The sequence below is a fragment of the Actinomyces sp. B33 genome, from assembly GCF_028437565.1.
Taxonomy (GTDB): Bacteria; Actinomycetota; Actinomycetes; order Actinomycetales; family Actinomycetaceae; genus Pauljensenia.
Genome location: NZ_JAMRYR010000002.1, coordinates 268,297 through 291,884 on the forward strand (window position 1 = coordinate 268,297; position 23,588 = coordinate 291,884).

The 23,588-nt window shown below is 70.7% G+C and carries 19 protein-coding genes; 12 read left to right on the forward strand and 7 right to left on the reverse strand.

Annotated features, from left to right (window positions below; all coding sequences use genetic code 11):
- The first annotated feature begins 151 nt into the window (after positions 1-151).
- The gene (locus tag M3T53_RS03695) at positions 152-1,999 is read left to right on the forward strand and encodes a phosphoenolpyruvate carboxykinase (GTP) (protein WP_272433107.1); all 1,848 of its coding nucleotides are present in this window, start codon (positions 152-154) and stop codon (positions 1,997-1,999) included.
- A gap of 174 nt (positions 2,000-2,173) precedes the next feature.
- Here M3T53_RS03695 and M3T53_RS03700 read toward each other — a convergent pair whose 3' ends face one another.
- Positions 2,174-2,854: a metal-dependent transcriptional regulator gene (locus M3T53_RS03700; RefSeq protein ID WP_272433108.1), complete on the reverse strand. Its 681-nt coding sequence runs from the start codon at positions 2,852-2,854 to the stop codon at positions 2,174-2,176.
- A 166-nt stretch (positions 2,855-3,020) separates the two neighbouring features.
- On the opposite strand from M3T53_RS03700, the gene lepA reads away from it, so the two are divergent.
- From lepA to M3T53_RS03745, 9 genes are all read left to right on the forward strand, one after another.
- Complete coding sequence (gene lepA / locus M3T53_RS03705; RefSeq protein WP_272433301.1) at positions 3,021-4,889, forward strand: translation elongation factor 4; 1,869 nt, start codon at positions 3,021-3,023, stop codon at positions 4,887-4,889.
- A gap of 11 nt (positions 4,890-4,900) precedes the next feature.
- Positions 4,901-5,737 carry a tRNA (guanosine(46)-N7)-methyltransferase TrmB gene (gene trmB, locus M3T53_RS03710; protein WP_272433109.1) on the forward strand — a complete coding sequence of 279 codons (837 nt, stop codon included), beginning with the start codon at positions 4,901-4,903 and terminating at the stop codon, positions 5,735-5,737.
- The gene (locus tag M3T53_RS03715) at positions 5,734-6,990 is read left to right on the forward strand and encodes an MFS transporter (RefSeq protein WP_272433111.1); all 1,257 of its coding nucleotides are present in this window, start codon (positions 5,734-5,736) and stop codon (positions 6,988-6,990) included. Before trmB ends, M3T53_RS03715 begins: the two co-directional genes overlap by 4 nt.
- Positions 6,987-8,237, forward strand: a complete 1,251-nt coding sequence (hemW, locus tag M3T53_RS03720; RefSeq protein ID WP_272433112.1) for a radical SAM family heme chaperone HemW — start codon at positions 6,987-6,989, stop codon at positions 8,235-8,237. Before M3T53_RS03715 ends, hemW begins: the two co-directional genes overlap by 4 nt.
- A gap of 84 nt (positions 8,238-8,321) precedes the next feature.
- Entirely contained in the window at positions 8,322-10,292 is a 1,971-nt protein-coding gene (locus M3T53_RS03725; RefSeq protein WP_272433113.1) for an OPT family oligopeptide transporter, read from the forward strand.
- 324 nt (positions 10,293-10,616) lie between these two features.
- A complete protein-coding gene (locus M3T53_RS03730) occupies positions 10,617-11,411 on the forward strand; it encodes a DUF3097 family protein (RefSeq protein ID WP_442866924.1) in 795 nt (264 codons plus the stop codon).
- Positions 11,412-11,508: 97 nt separating this feature from the next.
- Complete coding sequence (gene hrcA, locus M3T53_RS03735) at positions 11,509-12,516, forward strand: heat-inducible transcriptional repressor HrcA (RefSeq protein ID WP_272433115.1); 1,008 nt, start codon at positions 11,509-11,511, stop codon at positions 12,514-12,516.
- A gap of 33 nt (positions 12,517-12,549) precedes the next feature.
- Positions 12,550-13,671: a molecular chaperone DnaJ gene (gene dnaJ, locus M3T53_RS03740; protein WP_272433116.1), complete on the forward strand. Its 1,122-nt coding sequence runs from the start codon at positions 12,550-12,552 to the stop codon at positions 13,669-13,671.
- Positions 13,668-14,441, forward strand: coding sequence for a 16S rRNA (uracil(1498)-N(3))-methyltransferase (locus tag M3T53_RS03745; RefSeq protein WP_272433117.1), 774 nt, complete (start codon positions 13,668-13,670; stop codon positions 14,439-14,441). The genes dnaJ and M3T53_RS03745 overlap by 4 nt, the downstream gene beginning before the upstream one ends.
- A 22-nt stretch (positions 14,442-14,463) precedes the next feature.
- Here M3T53_RS03745 and M3T53_RS03750 read toward each other — a convergent pair whose 3' ends face one another.
- Entirely contained in the window at positions 14,464-15,363 is a 900-nt protein-coding gene (locus M3T53_RS03750) for an aldose-1-epimerase (protein ID WP_272433118.1), read from the reverse strand.
- A 130-nt stretch (positions 15,364-15,493) separates the two neighbouring features.
- On the opposite strand from M3T53_RS03750, the gene M3T53_RS03755 reads away from it, so the two are divergent.
- Together M3T53_RS03755 and add are read left to right on the forward strand one after the other, a co-directional pair.
- Positions 15,494-16,834, forward strand: coding sequence for an aminopeptidase C (locus M3T53_RS03755; protein ID WP_442866917.1), 1,341 nt, complete (start codon positions 15,494-15,496; stop codon positions 16,832-16,834).
- A gap of 184 nt (positions 16,835-17,018) precedes the next feature.
- Positions 17,019-18,035, forward strand: a complete 1,017-nt coding sequence (gene add / locus M3T53_RS03760) for an adenosine deaminase (RefSeq protein WP_272433119.1) — start codon at positions 17,019-17,021, stop codon at positions 18,033-18,035.
- Between the two features lie 60 nt (positions 18,036-18,095).
- Here the strand turns inward: add and M3T53_RS03765 are convergent, their stop codons facing one another.
- The 5 genes from M3T53_RS03765 to M3T53_RS03785 all read right to left on the reverse strand — a co-directional run bounded on the left by M3T53_RS03765 (position 18,096) and on the right by M3T53_RS03785 (position 23,441).
- A complete protein-coding gene (locus M3T53_RS03765) occupies positions 18,096-18,302 on the reverse strand; it encodes a hypothetical protein (protein WP_272433120.1) in 207 nt (68 codons plus the stop codon).
- Positions 18,303-18,329: 27 nt separating this feature from the next.
- Positions 18,330-19,787, reverse strand: coding sequence for an NAD(P)/FAD-dependent oxidoreductase (locus M3T53_RS03770; protein ID WP_272433121.1), 1,458 nt, complete (start codon positions 19,785-19,787; stop codon positions 18,330-18,332).
- A 152-nt stretch (positions 19,788-19,939) separates the two neighbouring features.
- On the reverse strand, positions 19,940-20,761 hold the full coding sequence (gene pflA / locus M3T53_RS03775) for a pyruvate formate-lyase-activating protein (RefSeq protein WP_272433304.1): 822 nt from the start codon (positions 20,759-20,761) through the stop codon (positions 19,940-19,942).
- A gap of 216 nt (positions 20,762-20,977) precedes the next feature.
- Positions 20,978-21,229, reverse strand: coding sequence for an autonomous glycyl radical cofactor GrcA2 (gene grcA2 / locus M3T53_RS03780; RefSeq protein ID WP_272433122.1), 252 nt, complete (start codon positions 21,227-21,229; stop codon positions 20,978-20,980).
- A gap of 85 nt (positions 21,230-21,314) precedes the next feature.
- Positions 21,315-23,441 carry a pyruvate formate lyase family protein gene (locus tag M3T53_RS03785; protein ID WP_272433123.1) on the reverse strand — a complete coding sequence of 709 codons (2,127 nt, stop codon included), beginning with the start codon at positions 23,439-23,441 and terminating at the stop codon, positions 21,315-21,317.
- Positions 23,442-23,588: the final 147 nt, after the last annotated feature.

Sequence of the window (23,588 nt, forward strand, 5' to 3'; positions counted from 1 at the left end):
GGGCGTGCGCGCACGCGCGCTCTCGCACGTGACGAGGTGCGAGGAAAAGCCGAGTACGGACCAACGTCATTCATGATTACGCCCCAACGTAGTTAGAGTTCTGTCCAGAAGCGGGGCCGAACCGGTCCCGTCCGACACAAGGAGGAAACACATGACCGACGACGCCATCACCAGCGCGCTCGACGACGCCGGAGTCTCCAACGAGGCCATCCGCGACTTCGTCCGCGAATGGGCCCTCATCACCCGACCCGAGCGCATCGAGGTCATCGGCGCCGCCGACGACGAGCGCCTCCTCGCCGAGGCCCTCGACGCCGGGGAGATCCTCCCGGCCGGCCCCGGACGCTACTACTCGCGCTCCCACGTCAAGGACACCGCCCGCTCCGAGGAGCGCACCGTCGTCGCCACCGCGGACCCGGCCGATCGCGGCGTCTACAACAACTGGCGCCCCTCCGACGAGGTCGTCGCCTCCCAGCGCGAGAAGATGACCGGCGCCCTGGAGGGCAAGACCATGTACGTCATCCCGTACCTCATGGCCGTCCCCGGCTCCCCCCTGGCCAAGTACGCCGCCGGCGTCCAGCTTTCCGACAACCGCGTCGTCGTCCTCCAGATGATCCGCATGGCCCGCGTCGGACTCGACCTCTTCGACGGGCTCGACGACCCCTCGTACTTCGTGCGCGCCGTCCACGTCACCGGCGACCTCGACGCCATCGCCCACGGCACCGACGCCGACTCCCGGCTCTTCGCCACCATCGCCGACCAGCGCCTGATCCTCCACTACGGCTCGGCCTACGGCGGAAACGCGATGCTCGGCAAGATCGCCCACTCCCTGCGCCAATCCGCCTACGACGGGTGGACCTCCGGAGAGTTCCTCGCCGAGCAGTTCATGCTCCTGGGCATCGTCGACACTCAGACCGGCCGCACCTACCACGTGTGCGGCGGCTTCCCCTCGGCCTCGGGCAAGACGAACCTCGCGATGACGCTGCCCCCCGACGCCCTCGGCGACCGCTATCGCGTCGAGTTCTACGGCGACGACATCACCTGGCTGTGGGTCGGCGAGGACGGGCGCCTGTACGGCATGAACTCCGAGAACGGCGTCTTCGGCGTCGCCAAGGACACCAACGAGACGACCAATCCCGCCGCCCTGAGCGCGATCCGAGAGGGATCGGGGGCCCTGTTCACCAACGTCGCCCACAACGCCCTCACCGGCGAGGTCTGGTGGGAGGGCAAGACCCCCGAGCCGCCGGCCGACCTCGACGGCTGGTGCGACTGGACCGGCGCGCGCATCGACGAGCGCACCGGCGACGAGATCGGCGCGCCCTGGGCCCACCCCAACAGCCGCTTCGCCACCTCCCTGACCAACGTCACCACCGTCGCCCCCGACATCGCCGACCCCGCGGGCGTCCCCATCGACGCCGTGATCTTCGGCGGGCGCACCCGCGACCGCGAACCGCTGATCCGCGCGATGACCGACCCGGCCGAGGGCGTCTACGACGGCCTCACCCTCGGAGCCGAGGCGACCTTCGCCGCCGAGGGCGTCGAGGGCAAGCTGCGCTACGACCCCATGTCGATGCGCCCCTTCATGTCCTACCCCGAGGGCGCCTACGCCGCCCACTGGCTCGACGTCCTCGGACGCCTGAGCGCCCCGCCGGTCTTCGCCCACGTCAACTGGTTCCAGCGCGACCCCGAGGACGGGCGCTTCCTCTGGCCCGGGTACCGGGAGAACCTGCGCGCCCTCCTGTGGCTCATCGACTACCAGGACGGAAAAGCCGCCGGCGTCCAGACTCCCGTCGGCGTCGTCCCCGCGGTCGAGGAGCTCGACCTCGACGGCCTCGACATCGCCGAGGACGACCTCGCGCGCCTCCTGACCATCGACACCGCGCGCTGGCGCGAGGAGATGGCCCACCGCAAGGCCCACCTCGACGCCTTCGACTCCTTGCCCGAGGCGATCAGCGCCGTCCACGACGCCATCGCCGCCCGACTGGAGTCCGACGAGGGCTGACGGACCCGCGGCCCGACGAGGGCTCGCGCCGCGGCGCCCCCGCCTCCCATCACGGGCGGGGGCGCCGTCGTCCGCAGGGCCCATCGGGAAGGGGCGGGAGAACGGTGAGCCGGGCGTCGATGCCGGCCGATGACGGGGAGGGGTCCGGCCGAACGACGGCGCGAGATCGGGGCCTCAGTCGCCGAGGGGGCGCACCCGCACCGCCCGGGCCGCAGCCGCCCCCAGGGAGCACGCCTCCGCCGAGGCCGGCGCGAGAACCTCGATCGTGTCGGAGAACGGGGGAGAGGCCACCCGCTCGACCTCGGCGCCGAAGCGGATACCGCGCTCGTCCAGGAAGCGCACGAGCAGGGGATCGGAATCGGAGACCCTCTCGACCAGCCCCCGCCTCCCCACGCCCAGATCCGCGAGGAGGATCGTCGCCGGCAGAAGAACCCGCCCGGACTCAGAGGGGATCGGGTCCCCGTGCGGATCCCGCTCGGGACGACCCAGCCGCTCGTCGATCCGCTCGACGAGCAGGTCCGACACGGCGTGCTCGAGAACCTCCGCCTCGGCGTGGACCTCGTCGGAGGAATACCCCAGGGCCTCGACGAGGAACGCCTCGATGAGGCGATGGCGCCGCACCATCTCGACGGCGAGGCGCTCGCCCTCGGCGGTCAGTTCCACCGACCCGTAGGGGGAGTGGGAGAGCAGCCCCCGATCGGTGAGCTTGCGGACCGCGTCCGAGGCCGACGACAGGCGCACCCCCGTGCGAGCCGCGAGCGTCGAGGCCGTCACCGGCTCGTCCGACCACTCGCGCAGGGTCCACACGGCCTTGAGGTAGTTCTGGCTGCTCGCCGACAGATCCGACACCGACATGCCGCCAGGGTAGCAACAGGGGGCGCTTCCCCCGCCGGCGCCCGCGACGACGGCGGGCAGACTCTCGATAGGGGTTGGGCCGGGCCCCCGCCGGTGTGCGCGACCCGTCAGCACCCGGGTTGGCGCCGGAGCCGTCGACAATGGGACGATGGGGACGACCAGTCCGATGGAGGTACCCGTGCCCATCCCCATGCCGGCGCACAGCGCGCTCATCCGCCCCGCGCACACCGAGCAGGCCCGCATCCGCAACTTCTGCATCATCGCGCACATCGACCACGGGAAATCGACCCTGGCCGACCGGATGCTCCAGCTCACCGGCGTCGTCGAGCAGCGCGAGATGAGGGCCCAGTACCTCGACCGCATGGACATCGAACGCGAACGCGGCATCACCATCAAATCGCAGGCCGTGCGCATGCCCTGGGCCGTCGACTCCCAGCCCTACGCCCTCAACATGATCGACACCCCCGGACACGTCGACTTCACCTACGAGGTCTCCCGCTCCCTGGCCGCCTGCGAGGGGGCCGTCCTCCTCATCGACGCCGCCCAGGGCATCGAGGCCCAGACCCTCGCCAACCTCTACCTGGCCATGGAGAACGACCTGGCGATCATCCCCGTCCTCAACAAGATCGACCTGCCCGGCGCCCAGCCCGAGAAGTACGCGCGCGAAGTCGCCCAGCTCATCGGCTGCGACGAGTCCGAGGTCCTGCGGGTCTCCGGCAAGACCGGAGAGGGCGTCCCCGAGCTCCTCGACCGCATCGTCGAGGTCGTCCCCGCCCCCGACGGAGACCCCGACGCGCCCACGCGCGCGATGATCTTCGACTCCGTCTACGACACCTACCGCGGCGTCGTCACCTACGTGCGCGTCGTCGACGGCTCCCTGTCGACCCGCCAGCGCGTGCGCATGATGGCGACGAACGCCACCCACGAGCTCCTCGAGATCGGCGTCATCTCTCCCGAACCCGTCCCCGCGGAGGGCATCGGCGCAGGCGAGGTCGGCTACCTCATCACCGGCGTCAAGGACGTGCGCCAGTCCAAGGTCGGCGACACGCTCACCGCCCAGGTCCGCGGCGCCGACGAGCCCCTGGCCGGCTACCAGGACCCCAAGCCGATGGTCTTCTCCGGGATCTACCCGGTCGACGGCACCGACTTCCCCGACCTGCGCGACGCCCTCGAGCGCCTCCAGCTCAACGACGCCGCCCTGACCTACGAGCCCGAGTCCTCCGCCGCCCTGGGGTTCGGATTCCGCTGCGGATTCCTCGGACTCCTCCACCTGGAGATCATCCGCGAGCGCCTCGAACGCGAATTCGGCCTCGACCTCATCGCCACCGCCCCCAACGTCGTCTACACGGTCGTCACCGAGGACGGCGCCAGCGTGCGCGTCGACAACCCGTCGGCCTTCCCCGAGGGCAAGATCTCCGAGGTCCACGAGCCCGTCGTCAATGCGACGATCCTGACCCCCACGGACTTCACCGGCACCATCATGGAGCTGTGCCAGGAGCGGCGCGGAACGATGAAAGGCATGGACTACCTGTCCGAGGAGCGCGTCGAGCTCCACTACCAGCTGCCGCTGGCCGAGATCGTCTTCGACTTCTTCGACCAGCTCAAGTCCCGCACCCGGGGCTACGCCTCCCTCGACTACCAGGAGTCCGGCAGCCAGACCGCCGACCTCGTCAAGGTCGACATCCTCCTCAACGGCGACCGCGTCGACGCCTTCAGCGCGATCGTCCACAAGGACCAGGCGTACGCCTACGGGGTGCGCATGACCAAGCGCCTCAAGGACCTGATCCCCCGCCAGCAGTTCGAGATCCCCGTCCAGGCCGCCGTCGGCGCCCGCGTGATCTCGCGCGAGACCATCAAGGCACTGCGCAAGGACATGCTCGCCAAGTGCTACGGCGGCGACATCACCCGCAAGCGCAAGCTCCTCGAGAAGCAGAAAGAGGGCAAGAAGCGCATGAAGTCCATCGGACGGGTCGACGTCCCCCAGGAGGCCTTCATCGCCGCCCTGACGTCCGACGTGCCCACGGGCAAGAAGTGAGCGCGCCCGGCGTGCCCGCCCGCCCCTCCCGCGCCGGCGAGGCCCCCGAGGGGCAGGTGTACCTCGCGCGCACCAAGTCCTTCACGAGGCGCTCGCGGGACCTGCCCGCGAACCTGCGGCGCACGTGGGAGCGATGGGCCGGCGACTACGTCGTCGAGGTCGAGCGCGGCATCGGCTACACGACGGTCGCCGAGGGGGTCCGCCTCGACCCTGCGGCCCTCTTCGGCAGGTCCGCCCCGCTGACCGTCGAGATCGGCTCGGGAACGGGCGAGCAGCTCGTCGCCGCGGCCGCGGCCCACCCCGACCGCGACTACCTCGCCCTCGAGGTGTGGGTCCCGGGCATCGCCAAGCTGATCTCCAAGGCCGTGGACGCGGGGGCGTCGAACATCCGGGTCGTCGAGGCCGACGCCGCCCAGGCGATCCCCCATCTGCTCGACGAGGCGAGCGTCGACGAGATGTGGACGTTCTTCCCCGACCCCTGGCGCAAGACCCGTCATCACAAGCGCCGCCTCGTGTCGAGGCCCTTCGCCCGCGAGGCCGCGCGCGTCCTCGTCGACGGCGGGGCGTGGCGCCTGGCGACCGACTGGGACGACTACGCGTGGCAGATGCGCGACGTCGTCGAGGACTGCCCGCCGCTGGCCAACCCCCACGAGGGCGAGCGCCCGGATGCGGCCGACCCCGAGCCGGGCCGCGGGGGGTTCGCCCCCCGCTTCGCCGGGCGGGTCGTCACCCACTTCGAGACCCGGGGGATCGACGCGGGCCGGGCCGTCCACGACGTCCTCGCGATCCGCTTGCCGCGCGGGGGCGCGCGCCCCGGCGACGACCCCGCGGGGCCGGGGCCCCGATGACCGGGGGCGGGGAGGCTGCTGCGGTCCGGGGCGGGGGAGTCGACCCGCGGGATCGGCGCACCGCCCGTCAGGCGCTCGTCGCGGCCCTCGTCCTCCTGGGATTCGCGATGCTCCTGCGCTCGCCGATCGCCGTCGTCCCGCCGTTGCTGGGCCGGATCGGCTCGGAGCTGTCGATGGACGGGGTCGGCCAGGGCGCCCTGACCGCGGCCCCCGTCCTGTGCTTCGGCCTCCTGACGCCGATGGGATCGGCGTGGGTGCGCAGGACCGGTCCGGACGGGGCCGCCGTGGGGTGCCTGGGCCTGCTGGCCGTCGGGGCGGTGGCGCGCTCGACGGGAGGAGTCGGAGCGCTCTTCGCCGGAACGATCCTCATGGGCTTGGCGATCACCGTCGGCAACCTCGTCGTCCCGATGATCATCGGCCGTGATTTCGCCCGTCGGGCCGCGACGATGACGGGCCTGTACACGGTGTCGACGAATGTCGGGGTCACCCTGGTGACGGCCGCCGCCGTGCCGACGGCCGCCGTCCTGGGGTGGAGGGGCTCGTCCCTCGTGTGGGTCGTCGTCCCGATCCTCGTCGTCGGACTCGCGTGGCGCCGGGCGTTCCCGCCGTCGGCGCCGGGCCCGCAGCCCCCCGCCTCCTCCCGGAGCGGGCGGGTGTGGAGATCCCCCGTCGTGTGGCTCCTGGCGGTCTCCTTCGCCGGGCACACCTTCTCCTACTTCTCGTTCGCGTCGTGGCTGCCGACGATGCTCCTGTCGCTGCGCACGATGACCGAGGCCGCAGCCGGCGCGGCCTCCTCGGTGTTCCATCTCACGGGGATCGTCGGCTCCCTGGTGCCGCCGTTGCTGGCGGGGCGATTCGGCTGGCGCCCGGGGCGGGTCCTCCTCCTCATCAGCGGATGCTGGCTGTCGATGCCGGTGGGGCTCCTGCTCGCCGACGGGTGGTGGCCCCTGTGGTCGGCGCTGTGCGGGATCGGGCACGGCGGCCTGTTCACCGCGCTCTTCACCCTCGTCATCGAGGCCGCCCCGGATATCGACGTCAACCGCCGCATCGTCGCCTTCGTCCAGTCCGTCGGCTACTGCGCGGCCGCCGTCGGACCGGTGGCGGTCGGCTGGCTGCGGGCCTCGACGGGGGGTTGGGGAGCGTCGTTCCTCGCCCTGATCGCCTCGTTGACGGTGATGACGGCCTGCTCCCAGGTCATCGCCCGTCGGCCGATCGACGTGTCGGCACTGGCCGGAGAAGAGCAGGCCCCGTGAGCCCCGCCCAGCCCGAGGGCACGCCCTGGCCCGACGACGGGCGGCTCGACCCCGCCCTCGTCGAGGCCGACGCCGGGCGCCCCCTGAGCGTGTACGTCCACGTCCCCTTCTGCTCGGTGCGCTGCGGCTACTGCGACTTCAACACGTACACGACGGGATTCGGGCCCGGCGCCGAGCCCGGGTCCTACGCCCCCTCGGTCCTCGCCGAGGCCGGCACGGCCGTCCGGGTCCTCGCCGACGCGGGGCTGCCCGCGCGACCGGCCTCGACCGTGTTCTTCGGCGGGGGGACCCCGACCCTCCTCGACGCCGATGAGCTCGCCGAGATCCTCGACGGACTGCGCGAGACCCTCGGCGTCGCCGCCGGGGCCGAGGTCACCGTCGAGGCCAATCCCGACAGCGTCGACGCCGCCGGGCTCGCCCGCCTGGCGCGGGCCGGGGCGACCCGCGTGTCCTTCGGCATGCAGTCGGCGGTCCCCTCGGTCCTGTCCATCCTCGATCGGACGCACCGCCCCGAGAGGGTCCCCGAGGTGGTCGCCGCCGCCCGCGACGCGGGCCTCGACGTCAGCGTCGACCTGATCTACGGGGCGCCCGGCGAGTCCCTCGACGACTGGCGGGCCTCCCTCGACGCGGCCCTGGACCTGGCCCCCGACCACATCAGCGCCTACGCCCTCGTCGTCGAGGAGGGGACCCGGATGGCGGCCCGCATCGCCCGAGGAGAGCTCGTCGACCCCGACCCCGACGACGAGGCCGCCAAATACGAGGCCGCCGACGCCGCCCTGGGGGCGGCGGGCTACCGCTGGTACGAGATCTCGAACTTCGCCCGCCTCGCGGACGGCGAGGGCGGCGACGCCGGGGCCGACCTCGCCCACGCGTCGCGCCACAACCTCGCGTACTGGCGGGACTGGGACTGGTGGGGACTGGGGCCCGGCGCCCACTCCCACGTCGGGCGGTACCGGTGGTGGAACGTCAAGCACCCCCGGGCGTACGCCGCCCGGGCGCGGGCCGGATCGCCGGGCGCCGCGGGGGAGGTCCTCGACGACCGGACGCGCCGTCTCGAACGGGTGATGCTCGCCGTGCGCACCGCCGAGGGCGTCGACGTCTCCCAGATCGCCCGCCCCGAGGCGGTGGGGAGGATGGTCGCGGAGGGCCTCGTCGACCCGGCGGCCGCCGGGGTCGGGCGCCTCGTCCTCACGCTGCGGGGCAGGCTCCTCGCCGATCACGTCGTTCGCGAGGCCATGGGATTCTAAGGCTTCGGTCACTCTCGTGATGCCGTCAGCGATACATCGGCGTAGCCTGACAGGCGTCCTCAGTCCCTGACGAAAGATCCGCGCATGTCCGCCCCGACCCAGGCCGCCGCCCCCTCCGTCAAAGAGCTCACGCTCCGGGGCGTGTGCATCGGCGGCCTCATCACGCTCGTCTTCACCGCCGCGAACGTCTACCTCGGGCTCAAGGCGGGCCTGACCTTCGCCACGTCGATCCCCGCGGCCGTCATCTCCATGGCGGTCCTGCGCTCCTTCAAGGACCACACGGTCCAGGAGAACAACATCGTCCAGACGATCGCCTCGGCTGCCGGGACCCTGTCGGCGATCATCTTCATCCTGCCGGGCCTCGTCATGGTCGGCTGGTGGCAGGGCTTCCCCTACTGGCAGTCGGTGTTCGTCATCGCCCTGGGAGGCGTCCTCGGCGTCATGTACTCCGTGCCGCTGCGACGCGCCCTCGTGTCCAAATCCGACCTGCCCTACCCCGAGGGAGTGGCCGCCGCCGAGGTCCTGCGCGTCGGGGACGCCGCCGAGGCCGGCGAGGAATCCCACCGCGGGCTCATGGCGATCATCTGGGGCGCCCTGTCATCCACGGCCTTCACCGTTCTCGGATCGCTCCGGGCGATCGGCACCGAGATCGGCGCGACCATCAAAGTCGGCGCCGGGGGGACGATGCTCTCCGGCTCCCTGTCCCTCGCCCTCATCGGCATCGGCCACCTCGTCGGCCTGGGCGTCGGCGTCGCGATGATCGTCGGCGTCCTCATCTCCTACGGGGTCCTCCTGCCGATGCAGACCTGGGGGTCGGTCCCGGTGGGGGACTCCGCGGCGTTCGCCGACGCGGTCTCCGGGGCGTTCCGCTCTCAGGTGCGCCTCATGGGCGCCGGCGCCATCGCCGTCGCCGCCGTGTGGACGCTCATCAAGCTCATCGTCCCGATCATCGGCGGCATCCGGGACTCCCTGGCGTCCTCGGCGCGGCGCAGCGCCGGTGAAGCGCTGCCCCTGACCGAGCAGGACCTGTCGGGCCGGGTCGTCATCGGCGTGACCCTCGCCTCGATGCCGCCCATCGGCGTGCTCCTGTGGCTCTTCCTCAAGGACTCGGCGCTCGCCGACCACAGGCTCGGACTCGTCGCGATCTCCGTGCTCTTCATCCTCGTGACGGGACTGGCGGTCGCCTCCGTGTGCGGCTACATGGCGGGCCTCATCGGGGCGTCGAACTCGCCGATCTCCGGGGTCGGCATCATCGTCGCCATCGCCGCGGCCCTCGTCGTCAAGGCCGTCCACGGCACCATCGAGGGCGATCAGCTCTCCGCCCTCGTCGCCTACACGCTGTTCACCGCGGCCGTCGTCTTCGGGATCGCGACGATCTCGAACGATAACCTCCAGGATCTCAAGACCGGTCAACTCGTCGGCGCGACCCCCTGGAAGCAGCAGGTCGCGCTCGTCATCGGCGTCCTCTTCGGGGCGATCATCATCCCCCCGGTCCTCAACCTCATGCAGACCGCGTTCGGCTTCGTCGGAGCCCCCGGGGCCGGGCCCAACGCGCTGGCCGCCCCCCAGGCCTCGTTGATCTCCAGTCTCATCGAGGGGGTCTTCGGCGGGGACCTCGACTGGCGCCTCCTGGGGATCGGCGCCCTCATCGGGGCCGTCGTCATCGCCGTCAACGAGGTCCTCACGCGCACGACGAGGAACCTGTCCCTGCCGGCTCTGGCCGTCGGGATGGGCATGTACCTGCCGATGTCCGTCACCGTGATGGTCCCCATCGGCGCCCTCCTGGGGGTGCTCCACGACCGGTGGGCCGGTCGGCAGGACGATCCGGAACGGGCCAGGCGCATCGGCACGCTCGTCGCCACGGGTCTCATCGTCGGCGAGTCCCTGTGGGGGGTCGTCTACGCCGGCATCGTCGGATTCACCGGGTCCGACGCCCCGCTCGCCCTCGTCCCCGAGTCGTTCGCCGCCGCGGGTCGGTGGATCGGCGTCATCCTCTTCGCCGGAATCGTCGCCACCCTCTACTCGCGGATGCGCCGCGACGGCTCCCGCCGGTAGGCGGCCGCGCCCCGGCCCGCCCCGATCGGCGCGCACGCGACAGCGGGGTGGGGCCGGGCACGAGCGACTGGACTCGGCCGATCCCCCGGATCCGCGCGCGGCCGGCGGGGTGCGTTAGAGCCGAGGCGGCGCGGTTAGGGCTATCCCCGGATCCGCGCGCGGCCGGCGGGGTGGCGAGCCCCGGATGCGCGCCTCCCCTAGGGTAAGCAGGTGCCTTTCACCCCCCTGGACCCCTACGGCGCCGACGTCCTTCGCGAGGACCCCCACCGCGACGGGCCGAACGCCCGGCGCCCCCGCTCGCGCGACGTCCGCGTCGAGATCGGCATGGTCCTCGAGGACGTCTCCTCCGGATGGGTCGGAGCGGTCACCCGCGTCGAGAAATCCGGCGGCATCCACCTCGTCGAGTTGGAGGATCGGCGGGGGGTCCGCCGCTCCTTCCCCCTGGGCGGCGGATTCTGGCTCGACGGCCGCCCGATCATCGCCCTGCCCCCGGTCGGCCCCCCGCCCGCGGGCGCCCGGCCGACAAGAACGACGCCGGGAGGCAGGGCCCTGACGAACTCCGGGTCCATCGCCGCCCCCAGAGGCCCGGCCCGGGTCGCGCGGGCGAGCAGGATCTGGGTCGAAGGACGCCACGACGCCGAGCTCGTCGAGCACGTGTGGGGGGACGACCTAGCCGAAGCGGGCATCGTCGTCGAGCTCCTCGACGGCGTCGATCGGCTGGAGGAGGTCCTCGAGGAGTTCCGCCCGACGGGCGCGGTCCGCGCCGGCGTCCTCGTCGACCACATGGTCGACGGGTCGAAGGAGTCCCGCATCGCCGAGGCGGCCGCCCGGCGATGGGGCGGGGGCGTCCTCGTCGTCGGTCACCCGTACGTCGACATCTGGCAGGCCGTCAAGCCCGAGCGCCTCGGACTGGCCTCCTGGCCGGATGTCCCCCGCGGTACCGACATCAAGCACGGCACCCTCGACGCCCTCGGATGGCCCCACGCCACCCAGGCGGACATCGCCCGCGGGTGGAAGCGGATCCTCTCGCGCGTGCGCACCTACAAGGACCTCGAGCCGGCCCTGCTGGGACGGGTCGAGGAGCTCATCGACTTCGTCACAGCACCGGACCTGGAATAGCCGATCGGCGCGCTCCGGCCTCCGACGAGGAGTACGATTGGCACTCGAATAAATCGAGTGCCAGGCGCGGGCCGCAGCCGGCGGGAAGGGGGACGAGATGAGCGAGGAGCGCCGTCTCGACGTCCTGCGCGCCATCGTCAGCGAATACGTCCACACCCGTGAGCCCGTCGGGTCCAAGGTCATCGCCCAATCCCACGACCTGGGCGTCTCCTCGGCCACCATCCGCAACGACATGGCCCTCCTCGAGGAGGCCGGCCTGATCTACCAGCCCCACACGAGCGCCGGGAGGGTCCCCACGGACAAGGGCTACCGCGTCTTCGTCGACCGGCTCTCCGCCCTCAAGCCGATGAGCGCCCCCGAGCGCCGGGCCGTCGAATCCTTCCTCGCCCGCAGCACCGACCTCGACGAGGTCGTCACCGGCACCGTCCGCCTCCTCGCCCAAGTCACCCGGCAGGTCGCCGTCGTCGAGTACCCGACGCCCGACGCCCAGAGGCTGCGCCGCGTCGAGATCGTCGAAATGGGCCCGGGGCGCCTCCTCGTCATCGTCATCACCGAGGCCGGTCTCGTCCACGAGCGCATCGTTGAGGGCCTCGACGACCTCGACCCCGACGACCTCGACGATCTGAGGACCCGGCTCAACGAGGCGGGGGAGGGACTGACCTCCGACGAGATGCGGCCCGCCCTCGACGCGCTCGCCGCCCAGGCCCCCACCCGCGTAGGAATCCCCGTCGTCGTCGAGACGCTCCTCGACCTCATGCGCCCCGCCGCCTCGTCGCGCATCGCCATCGCCGGGATATCGAACCTGGCCCGGGGGGCCGTCGACTTCCGCGACATCGCCCCCGTCCTCGACGCGCTCGAAGAGCAGGTCGTCCTCATGCGGCTCTTCGCCGAACTCGACTCCGACGAGGGCGTCCGCGTGACGATCGGCGCGGAGAACCCCCACGACGCGCTCGCCCAGGCCTCCGTTGTCACCGGGACCTACGGCGCCTCCGACGGGCCCCGGGCCCACCTCGGGGTCGTCGGCCCCACCCGCATGGACTACGCGCGCACGATGTCGTCGGTGCGCGCCGTCGCCGCCTACCTGTCCCGCTACCTCGCGCACTGACCGAGTGCGCCCACCGATGAGGAAAAGCCCCGAGTGAACGACTACTACGAGATCCTCGGCGTCGATCGCGACGCCGACCAGGCCGAGATCAAGAAGGCCTACCGGAAGAAGGCCCGACAGCTCCACCCCGACTACGCCGGACCGGAGTCAGAGGAGGCCTTCAAGGAGCTGTCGGTCGCCTACGAGACCCTCTCGGACCCCGAGAAACGCCGGATGTACGACCTCGGCGGCCCCGATGCCCTGCGCGGAGGCGGGGCCCAGGGTGCGGGCTTCGGATTCGGGGACTTCTTCGACGCCATGTTCGGCGGCGGCTTCTCCGCCGGATTCGGCTCCTCCGCACCCCCGTCGCGCACCCAGCGCGGCAAGGACCAGCGCGTCGCGCTGGAGATCACCCTCGAGGAAGCGGCCTTCGGCGGGGTCAAGGAGATCACGATCCCCTCCTACGTCCTGTGCCACGCCTGCTCCGGCTCCATGTGCGAGCCCGGCACCGAGCCCGCGACCTGCGCCAACTGCCGGGGCAGTGGCGTCGTCGTCCAGGTGCAGAACACCCTCCTGGGGCGGATGCAGACCCAGGCCCCGTGCCCCGCCTGCCAGGGGTACGGGACGACGATCCCCAGCCCGTGCCACGAGTGCTCGGGCACCGGGAGGGTCAGGACTACCCGGACCCTGAGCGTCGAGATCCCCGCGGGGGCCGCCTCCGACGTCCAGCTCAGGCAGACCGGCCAGGGGGAGGTCGGCCCCGGCGGGGGCCCCGCCGGCGACCTGTACATCGTCATCCGCGAGAAGAAACACCCGGTCTTCGACCGCCACGGCGACGACCTGCACACGTGGATCACCATCCCGATGACGACCGCCGCCCTGGGGACCGACTTCCAGCTCGACACTCTCGACGGGCCGACCGCCGTGACGATCCGCCCCGGAACCCAGCCCCACGAGGAGATCGTCCTCGACGGGCTGGGCGTCGGCCGCCTCCAGCGGCCCGGGCGCGGGGACCTCCACGTCCACATCGAGGTCGAGGTGCCGACGAAGCTCGACGCCCGCTCCCGCGAGCTCCTCGAGCAGCTCGCCGAGATCCGCGGCGAGGAGCACGTCCAGCCCCACCACCGCGAGCAGGGGTTCTTCGAGCGCCTGCGCGAGACCTTCACCGGCCAATGACCCGCCCCGTGTTCCTCGCCGACGAGCGCGAGGGGACGGCCGACCGGACGGCCGGGGACCGCGTCAGACTCGACGGCGACGAGGGCCGTCACGCCGCCCAGGTCCGACGCATCCGCGTCGGTGAGGAGGTCGATGTCGTCGACGGCGAGGGAACGAGGCTGACCTGTCGCGTCGAGGGCGCCGACAAGCAGGGCCTCGACCTGCTGGTCCTCGACCGGGTCGACGAGGGCGCGCCCTCACCCGGCATCGTCCTCGTTCAGGCCCTCGCCAAGGGCGGGCGCGACGAGCAGGCCGTCGATGTGTGCACTCAGATCGGCGTCGACGAGGTCGTCCCGTGGCAGTCGACGCGCGCGATCGTCAAGTGGGAGGGCCAACGAGCCGCCAAGGGACGGGCCAAGTGGGAGGCCGTGGCCAGGGCGTCCGCCAAGCAGGCCCGACGAGCCCGGGTCCCGCGCGTGCGCGAGGCGGTCGACTCGCGGGGCCTGGCCGGTCTCGTCGCCGACTGCGTCGACGGAGGCGGCCTCGCCCTCGTCTGCCACGAGGAGGCGACCGGATCCCTCACCCGGTTCCTCGCCGACACCCCCATCGGCCCGGACTGCCCCCGGGTCCTCCTCGTCGTCGGCCCCGAGGGCGGGATCGCCCCGGAGGAGGTCGAGGCGCTGACGGGCGCCGGCGCGCGCCTCATCGGCCTGGGCCCTACCGTCCTGCGCTCATCGACGGCCGGGGCCGTCGCCCTGACGCTCGTCGTCGCCGCCGCCGGGAGGATGTGATCGGCGGGCGACGACGGGGCAGTCAGTCCCGCGTCCCGTAGATCCTGAACGTCAGCGTGTGCTCCTGGCCGGGCTCCAGGACGACGACGTCGTCCCCGGAGTTGAAGGCGTCGGGCGGGCACGTCATCGGCTCGACGGCGACGCCGCGGCGCCCGAGGTTCTCGCCCGTGTACACCTGCACCCACCGGGCGTCGGCGCGCAGATTCGACGCGATCCCCGTCGACGGGTCGCGCAGCGTCGTCGTCCACTCCCCGTCGGGCAGGCCGCCGAAGGCGTGATCGACGTGCTGGCTCCCGATGACCCGGGTCCCCCGGAAGTCCATGCCCGCCGCGTCGACCGGCGTCGAGGCGATGGGGGAGAGGCGCTCGTCGGTCTCCAGGACGGTCGACGCCGGGCACGTCAACTCGTAGACGTCCGAGGGCGCCTCGTCGACGGTGAGGTAGGGGTGGGAGGAGACGCCGTAGGGGGCCGGCCGTGACCCGACGTTGCGGGCCGTCAGGGACACCGTCAGCCCCCGGACGTCGTCCAGGGCGTAGGTGGCCGAGGCCGACAGGGCCCACGGGTACCCGTAGCGGGGGGCGATGAACGCCCCGAGCGTCGCCGAGTCCCGGTCGGCGTGGATCACCGTCCAGTCGGTCCAGCACATGAGCCCGTGAAGGGCGGCGCCCGTCGACGCCTCGTTGATCGGGACCTCGTGGGTCTCGCCCTCCCACCGGTAGACCCCGCCGGCGATCCGGTTCGGCCAGGGCATCAGGGTCTTGCCCGAGTAGGACGTGGCGATCTCGTCGACCCCGTGCCCGACGACAAGGTCGTGGCCGTCGAAGCGCAGGCCCGCCAGGGCGGCGCCGACGGTGACGATCCTCGCCTCGTACCTGCCCGATGCCAGGGTGATCTGGGTTCCCGATGCGCTCGGCGCGCTCATGCGTCCTCCTCGACTCGATGGGGTGGCGACGACCAGCCTAGTACCCGCCGGGCGGCCAGGCCGCGCGAGGCGAGTACCATCGAGGCGACTCGCGCCCGCCCGGCATCCGACGAGAAAGGACCCGACACCCATGACAGACATCCGCCACGCCGTCACCGACGATCTCCTCGCCGACGTGCGCTCCGCCGCCCTGGACCCCACGGCCCGCCTGGCCCGCAACGCCGTCACCGTCTCCGGCGTCGACCCGTCCTCCTTCGACCGCGAGGCCGTCGTCGCCGCCACGACCTGCGTCTCCGACAAGATCGACGACTGGAAGGCCACCTGGCAGAAGAAGTCCGGCCGCTGCTGGCTCTTCTCGTCCCTCAACCTCCTGCGCTCGCGCGCCCGCACGAAAATGGGCCTGACCGACTTCGAGTTCTCCCAGAACTACGTCCTGTTCTGGGACAAGTTCGAGCGCGCCAACTGGTTCCTCTCCGACGTCATCGCCACCGCCGACGAGCCCCTGGACGGGCGGCTCCTCCAGTTCCTCCTCGCCGACGTCCTCGGCGACGGCGGCCAGTGGGATATGGCCGTGTCCCTCTACCTCGCTCACGGCCTCGTCCCCAAGGACGCGATGCCGGAGACGGAGTCCTCGTCGAACACCGACCCGATGAACCGCCGACTCCAGGTCCTCCTGCGCCGCACCGCCGTCGAGCTGCGGGACCTCATCGCCTCGGGCGCCGACGACGCCCGGGTGCGCGCCGCCAAGGAGGAGGCCCTGGCCGCGGTGTGGAGGATCCTGTCGATCTGCCTGGGCGAGCCCCCCACGCAGGTCGAGTGGCAGTGGCGCGATGACGAGGGGGCCTTCCACCGCGACGGCGTCCTCACCCCCCGCGAGTTCTACGCCCGCTACGTCGACATCGACCTGACCGACTACGTGTGCCTCGTCGACGACCCGCGCGCCGAGCACCCCAAGGGCACGATGATGACCGTCGACCACCTGGGCAACGTCGTCGGCGGGCGCCCGATCCGCTACCTCAACGTCGACATCGACCTCATCAAGCGCCTGGCCGCCGATGCGCTGCGCGCCGGTGAGCCCGTCTGGTTCGGCGCGGACTGCTCCCAGCAGTCCGACCGCGACCGGGGCCTGTTCGTCGAGGGGCTCCACGACTACTCCGGGCTCTTCGGCGTCGACCTGTCGACGACGAAGGAGCAGCGGGTCGTCACCGGAGAATCGGCGATGAACCACGCGATGCTCTTCACCGGCGTCGACCTGGGCGACGACGGCGCGCCGAGGCGCTGGCGGGTGGAGAACTCGTGGGGGGAGGAGCCCGGCGACAAGGGCTTCTTCACGATGGACGACGCGTGGTTCACCGAGTACGTGTTCGAGGTCGTCGTCCGCGTCGACGCCCTGCCCGAGGAGCTGCGCGCCGTTCTCGGCGACGAGCCGGTCCACCTGCCGGCGTGGGACCCGATGGGCACCCTCGCCTGACCGGGGGCGGTCCCCGCCCGCGCGGGCGGGGACGCCTGGGACCCCGATGCGGCGGGGGACTGGTGCGTGCGAGGATGGGGCGGGGACGCACCTCCGCCAGGAACACGTCCGGGAGACGAATCCTCGCGCATGCGAGGAGGGGGCGGGGACGTGCCCGAACAGCCCGTGAGCACCTGGAGGAAACGTGACCGCACCCGTGACCCGTGAATTCGCCTATGGACTGCCCAAGGCCGAGCTCCACCTGCACCTGGAGGGCACCCTTGAGCCCGATCTCAAACTGGCCCTGGCCACCAAGAACGGCGTCGACATCGGCCAGTCGACGATCGAGGAGGTCCAGGCCTCGTACCGATTCAACGACCTGACCTCCTTCCTGGCGGTCTACTACCCGGCGATGGAGGTCCTCCAGGACGAGGACGACTTCCACGACCTGGCGGCCGCCTACTTCGCCCGGGCCAGGAGCAACGGGGTGGTTCGGGCCGAGTGCTTCTTCGACCCGCAGGCCCACACCTCCCGGGGCGTCGCGATCGAGACCGTGATCCGCGGCTACCACCGGGCCGTCGAGGAGGCGAGAGAAGAGGGGCTGTCGGCGGATCTGATCCTGTGCTTCCTGCGCGATCTGCCCGCCGAATCCGCGATGGAGACGCTGCGCGCCGCCCTGCCCTACGCGGATATGTTCATCGGCGTGGGCCTGGACTCCGACGAGCGCGACAACCCGCCGGAGAAATTCGCCGAGGTCTTCGACCTGGCCAGGGAGAACGGGCTGCGAGTGACGATGCACTGCGACATCGACCAGGTCGGGTCCATCGACAACATCCGCCGGGCCCTCACCGAGCTCGGCGCCGAGCGGCTCGACCACGGGACGAACATTGTCGAGGACGACTCCCTCGTCGAGTTCGTGCGCGACAGGGGCATCGGCCTGACGTGCTGCCCGATGTCGAACTCCTTCGTCACCGAGGACATGAAGGGCGCTCAGATCGTCGATCTCATGCGCCGCGGCGTCAACGTCACCGTGAACTCCGATGATCCGGCGTACTTCGGCGGATACGTCGCCGACAACTACCTCGCGCTGGCCGAGCACTGCCGCCTGGACCGCGACGACCTGGCGCGTCTGGCCCGCAACTCCCTGGAGGTCGCGTGGGTCGACGGGGACGAGCGGGCCCGTCTCATCGGCCGGCTCGACGATTTCCTCGCCGAGAACTGACGCCGATCGGCCCGATGGGTCGCGCGACCCTCCGGGATCATGGGAGGGTCGCGCGGCTGTTCATCGGGCCTTGCGCGCGGTGGCTGCCAGCCTCTCGCGCAGGACGATGTCCATGATGCGCAGGTTGATGACCGCGAACTTGCCGAGCTGGAGCGGGATGAGCGAGCGGGCGCGCAGGGTTCCTGCTGTCGGCAGGGGTGCTCGCGCGATGCGCTCTTGCTGCTCGGGGTCGAGTTCGTCGATCGATGCGCGGTGGGTGGTGGTCATGCTCTCTCCTCAGGGGGCTGGTGGACGTCACTCGGGGATCAGGGACCAGCCGAAGCGGCCCTTGGCTTTGTGGAGGAACAGGTAGTGGAGCATGTGCTTGACCCAGTGCCCGAACAGGCCGATCTCGCCGCGCGTGTGGCGGGGGTGGCGTCCAGTCAGCGGGTACTTCCGGTAATCGGGGACGACCGGGTACATGATCATGGCCGCCGCTGAGCCGTGCATGAGGTCGGCGCCGGTCGAGGCGACGCAGGAGGCGCCCATGTCGGCCATCGACGCCTGATGGGCCGGCTTGTCACGGCCCTTGATGCGGTCGACGATCGTCTCGGCGACGGCGCGCGCGATCGTGCCCGAGGGCTGGCCCGTGCGCGGGGGCGCCGGAGCGATGGGCGTTCCGCCGGCTGATGCTCGCGGCTTCGAGATCGGGTGGGGAGGGGCGAAGGCGATCCCCGCGGCGAAGAGTGTGTCGTAGGTCGGGTTCTGGTACGTTCTCGGCCAGTCCTCGGCCGACCACTCCTCGTAGGAGGTCTTGGAGTAGTCGGCGTCCACTTTCATGAATCCCGAGGGCGCGAAGATCGTGTCGGTGATGTCCGTGCCGTCGTTGGCGTAGGCCGCGATCGGCTGGCCGCAGAAGGGAGGCAGGAGCATCGCGAAATCGAAGTCGAGCGCGTGCTCGACGCCGTCGAGGGTCTCGTAGACGAGCTCGCCCTCGTCGACCCTTGTCACCGCGGCGCCCGAAATCGCTTTGACTCCGCGTTCGCGGAACAGGGATTCGGTCCACAGCTGGGAGGTCGTGAAGAACCCGTTCTGCTTGAAGCGCATGCCTCCGACGCCGAAATCGCCGAGTTCGGCCTCGTTGGTCAGGTAGACGATCTCGCAGGCGTCGCGCACCCCGGCTTCGCGCAGTTCGAACTCGACGTTGAAGGTGTATTCGAATGCGGCCCCCTGGCAGGTGCAGGTGCCGTTGCCCATGCCGATGACGAGGCGCTGCCTGCGCCCGGATTTCGCGGCGTCGATGATCGCGGCGAGTCGTTGAGAGGCCTGTTCGGCGTGGGCGGCGGTGCATACCGACAGGGAATGGCCCGCGTCGGGGCCCAGGCCGGGGGTGGCCTCGAATTTGAGTTTGGGGCCGGTGGCGTTGATGAGGTAGTCGTAGCCGATCCTCGCGGTCCGGCCTTTCTGCTCGGGCGAGGTGTATTCGACTTCGACGTGCGGGGTGGAATCGGGGCCGAGCCCCTCGGGATAGATGGCGACGGCCTTGGCCTGGTGGAAGTCGATGCCTTTCTTCCGGTAGACGGGGGCAAGGGGGAAGAGGACCTGGTCTTTCGTCATCCGGCCGGTTCCGACCCAGATGTTCGACGGGATCCAGTTCCATTGGGAGTTGGGGCTGACGACGATGACGTCGTGTTGTCGGGGGAGCATTCGGCGCAGGTGCTGGGCCGCTGTGTGCCCGGCGACCCCGGCGCCGAGAACGATCACTCGAGCCATGGGCGATGACCTCGTTCGTGTGGGGGATGGCCTGACCTCTGCGTCAGGCTCGGCGTCACCCTACGTCGAAAAGATCACACATCGGGACCTTAGGCCCAAATTGAGCATCTGTTTGGCTCGCGTGGAAAAAAGTGCAGCGAAGGGCGGGTGGATCAGTGGACCTCGAAGCCGAGGGAGCGGAAGTAGTCGCGGACCTCCTCGGTGGCCTCGGGGGTGGGGGGGAGGGTGTCGTCGAGGGCGTACGCCAGACCGAGGTTCTTCCACTTGTCGCGGCCCATCTGGTGGAAGGGGAGGACCTCGACCCGGTCGATGACGTTTTTCCACTTGATGATGATGTCGCCGATGGCGCGGATGTTCTCCGGGGCGTCGGTCAGGCCGGGGACGAGGACGAACCGGATCCACACGCGGGTGTCTGCGCGGGCGGCGAGCCGGTCGCCGAAGTCGATGGTCGGCTGCAGGTCGCCGGTGGTCACGCGCGTGTAGGTCTCGGGGAGGCCGGATTTGACGTCGAGGAGGACGAGGTCGAGGTGGTCGAGGATGTCGTCGTCGCAGGCCGCGCCCAGGAAGCCCGAGGTGTCGAGGCAGGTGTGGACGCCCATCTCCTTGGCGCCGTGGACGATGCGCCGGACGAACTCGGGCTGCATCATCGCCTCGCCGCCGGAGATCGTCACGCCTCCGCCGGTGGTGCGGAAGATCCTGCGGTAGCGGCGGATCCGCCCGAGGATCTCGTCGATGGAGACGGGGGCACCGTCCTTCATGAGGAAGGTGTCCGGGTTGTGGCAGTACAGGCAGCGCAGGCCGCAGCCGTTGAGGAAGACGGTCAGGCGGGTGCCGGGGCCGTCGACGGCGGTGACGAGCTCCCAGGAGTGGACCGAGCCGAGGGTGCCGTCGTGCATCCGCCTGAGGCGCTCGTGGCGCTCGACATCGGTGAGCTCGACGAGGCCGGCGGTCCCCAGCCCGACGGCGCGCGACATCGGGGCCTGGAAGTCCTGGTCGCGCAGTCTGGCCGACGAGGGGTCCGCGCTCGTGCGAGGGACGATGCTGGAGCCGTCGCCCAGGGGGATCACGGTCTCGGTCTGCGACATGGGTCCTCTTCCGGGTAGGGGTGCGAAGTTCCGGGTGGGGCGCGGATCGGGGCGCGGGACGATACGTCCCGCGCCCCGATCGAGCGGGCTGCGCGCCGCGGCCTGTCAGGCCGAGTGGTGGAAGGTACGCGACAGGACGTCGAGCTGCTGCTCGCGGGTGAGCTTGACGAAGTTGACCGCGTAGCCGGAGACGCGAACGGTGAGGTTCGGGTACTTCTCGGGGTGCTCGATCGCGTCCTCGAGGGTCGAGCGGTCGAGGACGTTGATGTTGGCGTGGTAGAGGCCGTCGGAATCGCCGCGCTCGGCGCGGGCGGCCTTCATGTCGGCGAGGCGCTCCTCGTACGTCTTGGTGGCCATGGTGCTTCTCCTTCAGTGGTTGGGTGGTGCGGATATCGAGGCGGGAGGGGCTGCGGGGCGCATGGGCCGCCCCGCAGCCCGGGGATCAGTGCTGGGGGGTCATCTCGACGGCGCACTCGTCGTCGGGGACGAACCCGGCGTCGAGGATGCCGACGAGGTTGGCGACCTGCTCGTCCTTGGTGCGGCCCAGGCCCGAGGGGGTGATCGTGTTGGTCAGCGAGATGCCGTCCAGCGCGTCGTTGTAGTCGAGCTTGCCGACCGACAGCATGGAGGCGACCATGCCGTGCGTGTCGATGCCGTTCTCCGGGTTGGCGCCCGGCGCGAACGGGGTGCCGGCGCGGTGCCCGGACGGGAAGTTGCCGGTGGCCTTGCCGTAGACGACGTTCGAGGTGATCGTCAGCACCGACTGGGTGGGGATCGCGTCGCGGTACATCGGGATCGCGCGGATCTTGTCCATGATCGTGTGGACGATGGTCGCGGCGATGTCGTCGGCGCGGTCGTCGTCGTTGCCGTAGGTCGGGAACTCGCCCTCGGTCGTGTAGTCGACGACGAGGCCGGTCTCGTCGCGCACCGGCGTGACCTTCGCGTACTTGATGGCCGACAGGGAGTCGGCGACGATCGACAGGCCCGCGATGCCGCAGCCCATCGTCCGGATGATCTCCGAGTCGTGCAGGGCCATCTCGATGGACTCGTAGGCGTAGCGGTCGTGGCAGTAGTGGATGATGTTCAGGGCCTCGACGTAGGTGCCGACGACCCAGTCGAGCATGTCCTCGTACTTGGCCCAGACCTCGTCGAAGTTGAGCGGGCCGTCGCCGACGACGGGGTCCATGCCCGTGACGATCTGCTTGCCGCTCATCTCGTCGCGGCCGCCGTTGATCGCGTAGAGCAGGGTCTTGGCGGCGTTGACGCGCGCGCCGAAGAACTGCATCTGCTTGCCGACCTTCATGGGGGAGACGCAGCAGGCGATGGCGGCGTCGTCGCCCCAGTGCTCGCGGATCTGACCGTCGGACTCGTACTGGATGGAGGAGGTCTCGATCGAGATCGCGGCGCAGAACTCCTTGTAGCCCTTGGGCAGGTTCTCGTCCCAGAAGATCGTGATGTTCGGCTCGGGGGCCGGGCCGAGGTTGCGCAGCGTCTGGAGGAGGCGGAAGGAGGTCTTGGTGACCAGGGTCCTGCCATCGTCGCCGAAGCCGGCGTCCGACCAGGTCGCCCAGTAGGGGTCGCCGGAGAAGATCTGGTCGTAGTCGATGGTGCGCAGGAAGCGGGTGATGCGCAGCTTGATGACGAGGGCGTCGATGATCTCCTGCGCGCCGGACTCGTCGAGGACGCCGTTCTTCAGGTCGCGCTCGAAGTAGATGTCGAAGAAGCCGGACAGGCGGCCGATCGACATCGCGGCGCCGTCCTGGGACTTGACCGAGGCGAGATAGCCGAAGTAGGTCCACTGGACCGCTTCCTGGGCGGTGCGGGCCGGCCCGGAGATGTCGAAGCCGTAGTCGGCGGCCATCTTCTTGAGCTTCTTGAGGGCCTTGATCTGCTCGGAGTGCTCCTCGCGGTAGCGGGCCCAGTGCTCGGAGAAGGGCTGGTCGACGTAGCGGTCCTTGGACTCCTGCTTCTCCTCGATGAGGCGGTCGACGCCGTAGAGGGCGACGCGGCGGTAGTCGCCGATGATCCGCCCGCGGCCGTAGGCGTCGGGCAGGCCGGTGATGATGTGCGAGGAGCGGGCGGCGCGGATGCGCGGGGTGTAGATGTCGAAGACCGCGTCGTTGTGGGTCTTGCGGTACTGGGTGAAGATCTTCTTGACCTCGGGATCGACCTCCTTGCCGGCCTCCTTGATCGCGGTCTCGACCATGCGCCAGCCGCCGTTGGGCATCATCGCGCGCTTGAGCGGGGAGTCGGTCTGCAAGCCGACGACGACATCGTCGTCGTCGCAGATGTAGCCGGGCTTGAAAGCGTCGATGTCGGCGGGCGTGTGGGTGTCGACGTCGAGGATGCGGACCTTGCGCTCCTCGGACAGGTACTCCTTCTCGAGGACGTCCCAGACCCGCAGGGTCTTGTCGGTCGGCCCGGCGAGGAAGGAGGCGTCGCCCTCATAGGGCGTGTAGTTGCGCTGGATGAAGTCGCGGACGTCGATCTCGTGGTCCCACGCGCCCCTGTCGAATCCGGCCCAGGCCTCCGCGGTGAGGTCGTCGGCAGTGGTCTGCTCGTTCGTCATGTTTCCTCTTCTCGGTGTGGTGGCGCCTCCCCGGTCCGGGGCGGCGGGCGGAGGATCGGGACTCCGTCGTCGTGCCTCGTGGGCATCTGGGTCCATTGTCCTCCGGCTGTTGACAATCCGCTAGGCGGCTGGGTCGAGTGTCCTATG

Coding starts and splice junctions, on each gene's coding strand:
- M3T53_RS03695 (WP_272433107.1), top strand. CDS start 152: ATGACCGACGACGCCATCACCAGCGCGCTCGACGACGCCGGAGTCTCC.
- M3T53_RS03700 (WP_272433108.1), bottom strand. CDS start 2,854: ATGTCGGTGTCGGATCTGTCGGCGAGCAGCCAGAACTACCTCAAGGCC.
- lepA (WP_272433301.1), top strand. CDS start 3,021: ATGGAGGTACCCGTGCCCATCCCCATGCCGGCGCACAGCGCGCTCATC.
- M3T53_RS03715 (WP_272433111.1), top strand. CDS start 5,734: ATGACCGGGGGCGGGGAGGCTGCTGCGGTCCGGGGCGGGGGAGTCGAC.
- M3T53_RS03725 (WP_272433113.1), top strand. CDS start 8,322: ATGTCCGCCCCGACCCAGGCCGCCGCCCCCTCCGTCAAAGAGCTCACG.
- M3T53_RS03730 (WP_442866924.1), top strand. CDS start 10,617: ATGGTCCTCGAGGACGTCTCCTCCGGATGGGTCGGAGCGGTCACCCGC.
- hrcA (WP_272433115.1), top strand. CDS start 11,509: ATGAGCGAGGAGCGCCGTCTCGACGTCCTGCGCGCCATCGTCAGCGAA.
- M3T53_RS03745 (WP_272433117.1), top strand. CDS start 13,668: ATGACCCGCCCCGTGTTCCTCGCCGACGAGCGCGAGGGGACGGCCGAC.
- M3T53_RS03750 (WP_272433118.1), bottom strand. CDS start 15,363: ATGAGCGCGCCGAGCGCATCGGGAACCCAGATCACCCTGGCATCGGGC.
- M3T53_RS03755 (WP_442866917.1), top strand. CDS start 15,494: ATGACAGACATCCGCCACGCCGTCACCGACGATCTCCTCGCCGACGTG.
- M3T53_RS03765 (WP_272433120.1), bottom strand. CDS start 18,302: ATGACCACCACCCACCGCGCATCGATCGACGAACTCGACCCCGAGCAG.
- M3T53_RS03770 (WP_272433121.1), bottom strand. CDS start 19,787: ATGGCTCGAGTGATCGTTCTCGGCGCCGGGGTCGCCGGGCACACAGCG.
- pflA (WP_272433304.1), bottom strand. CDS start 20,761: ATGTCGCGCGCCGTCGGGCTGGGGACCGCCGGCCTCGTCGAGCTCACC.
- grcA2 (WP_272433122.1), bottom strand. CDS start 21,229: ATGGCCACCAAGACGTACGAGGAGCGCCTCGCCGACATGAAGGCCGCC.
- M3T53_RS03785 (WP_272433123.1), bottom strand. CDS start 23,441: ATGACGAACGAGCAGACCACTGCCGACGACCTCACCGCGGAGGCCTGG.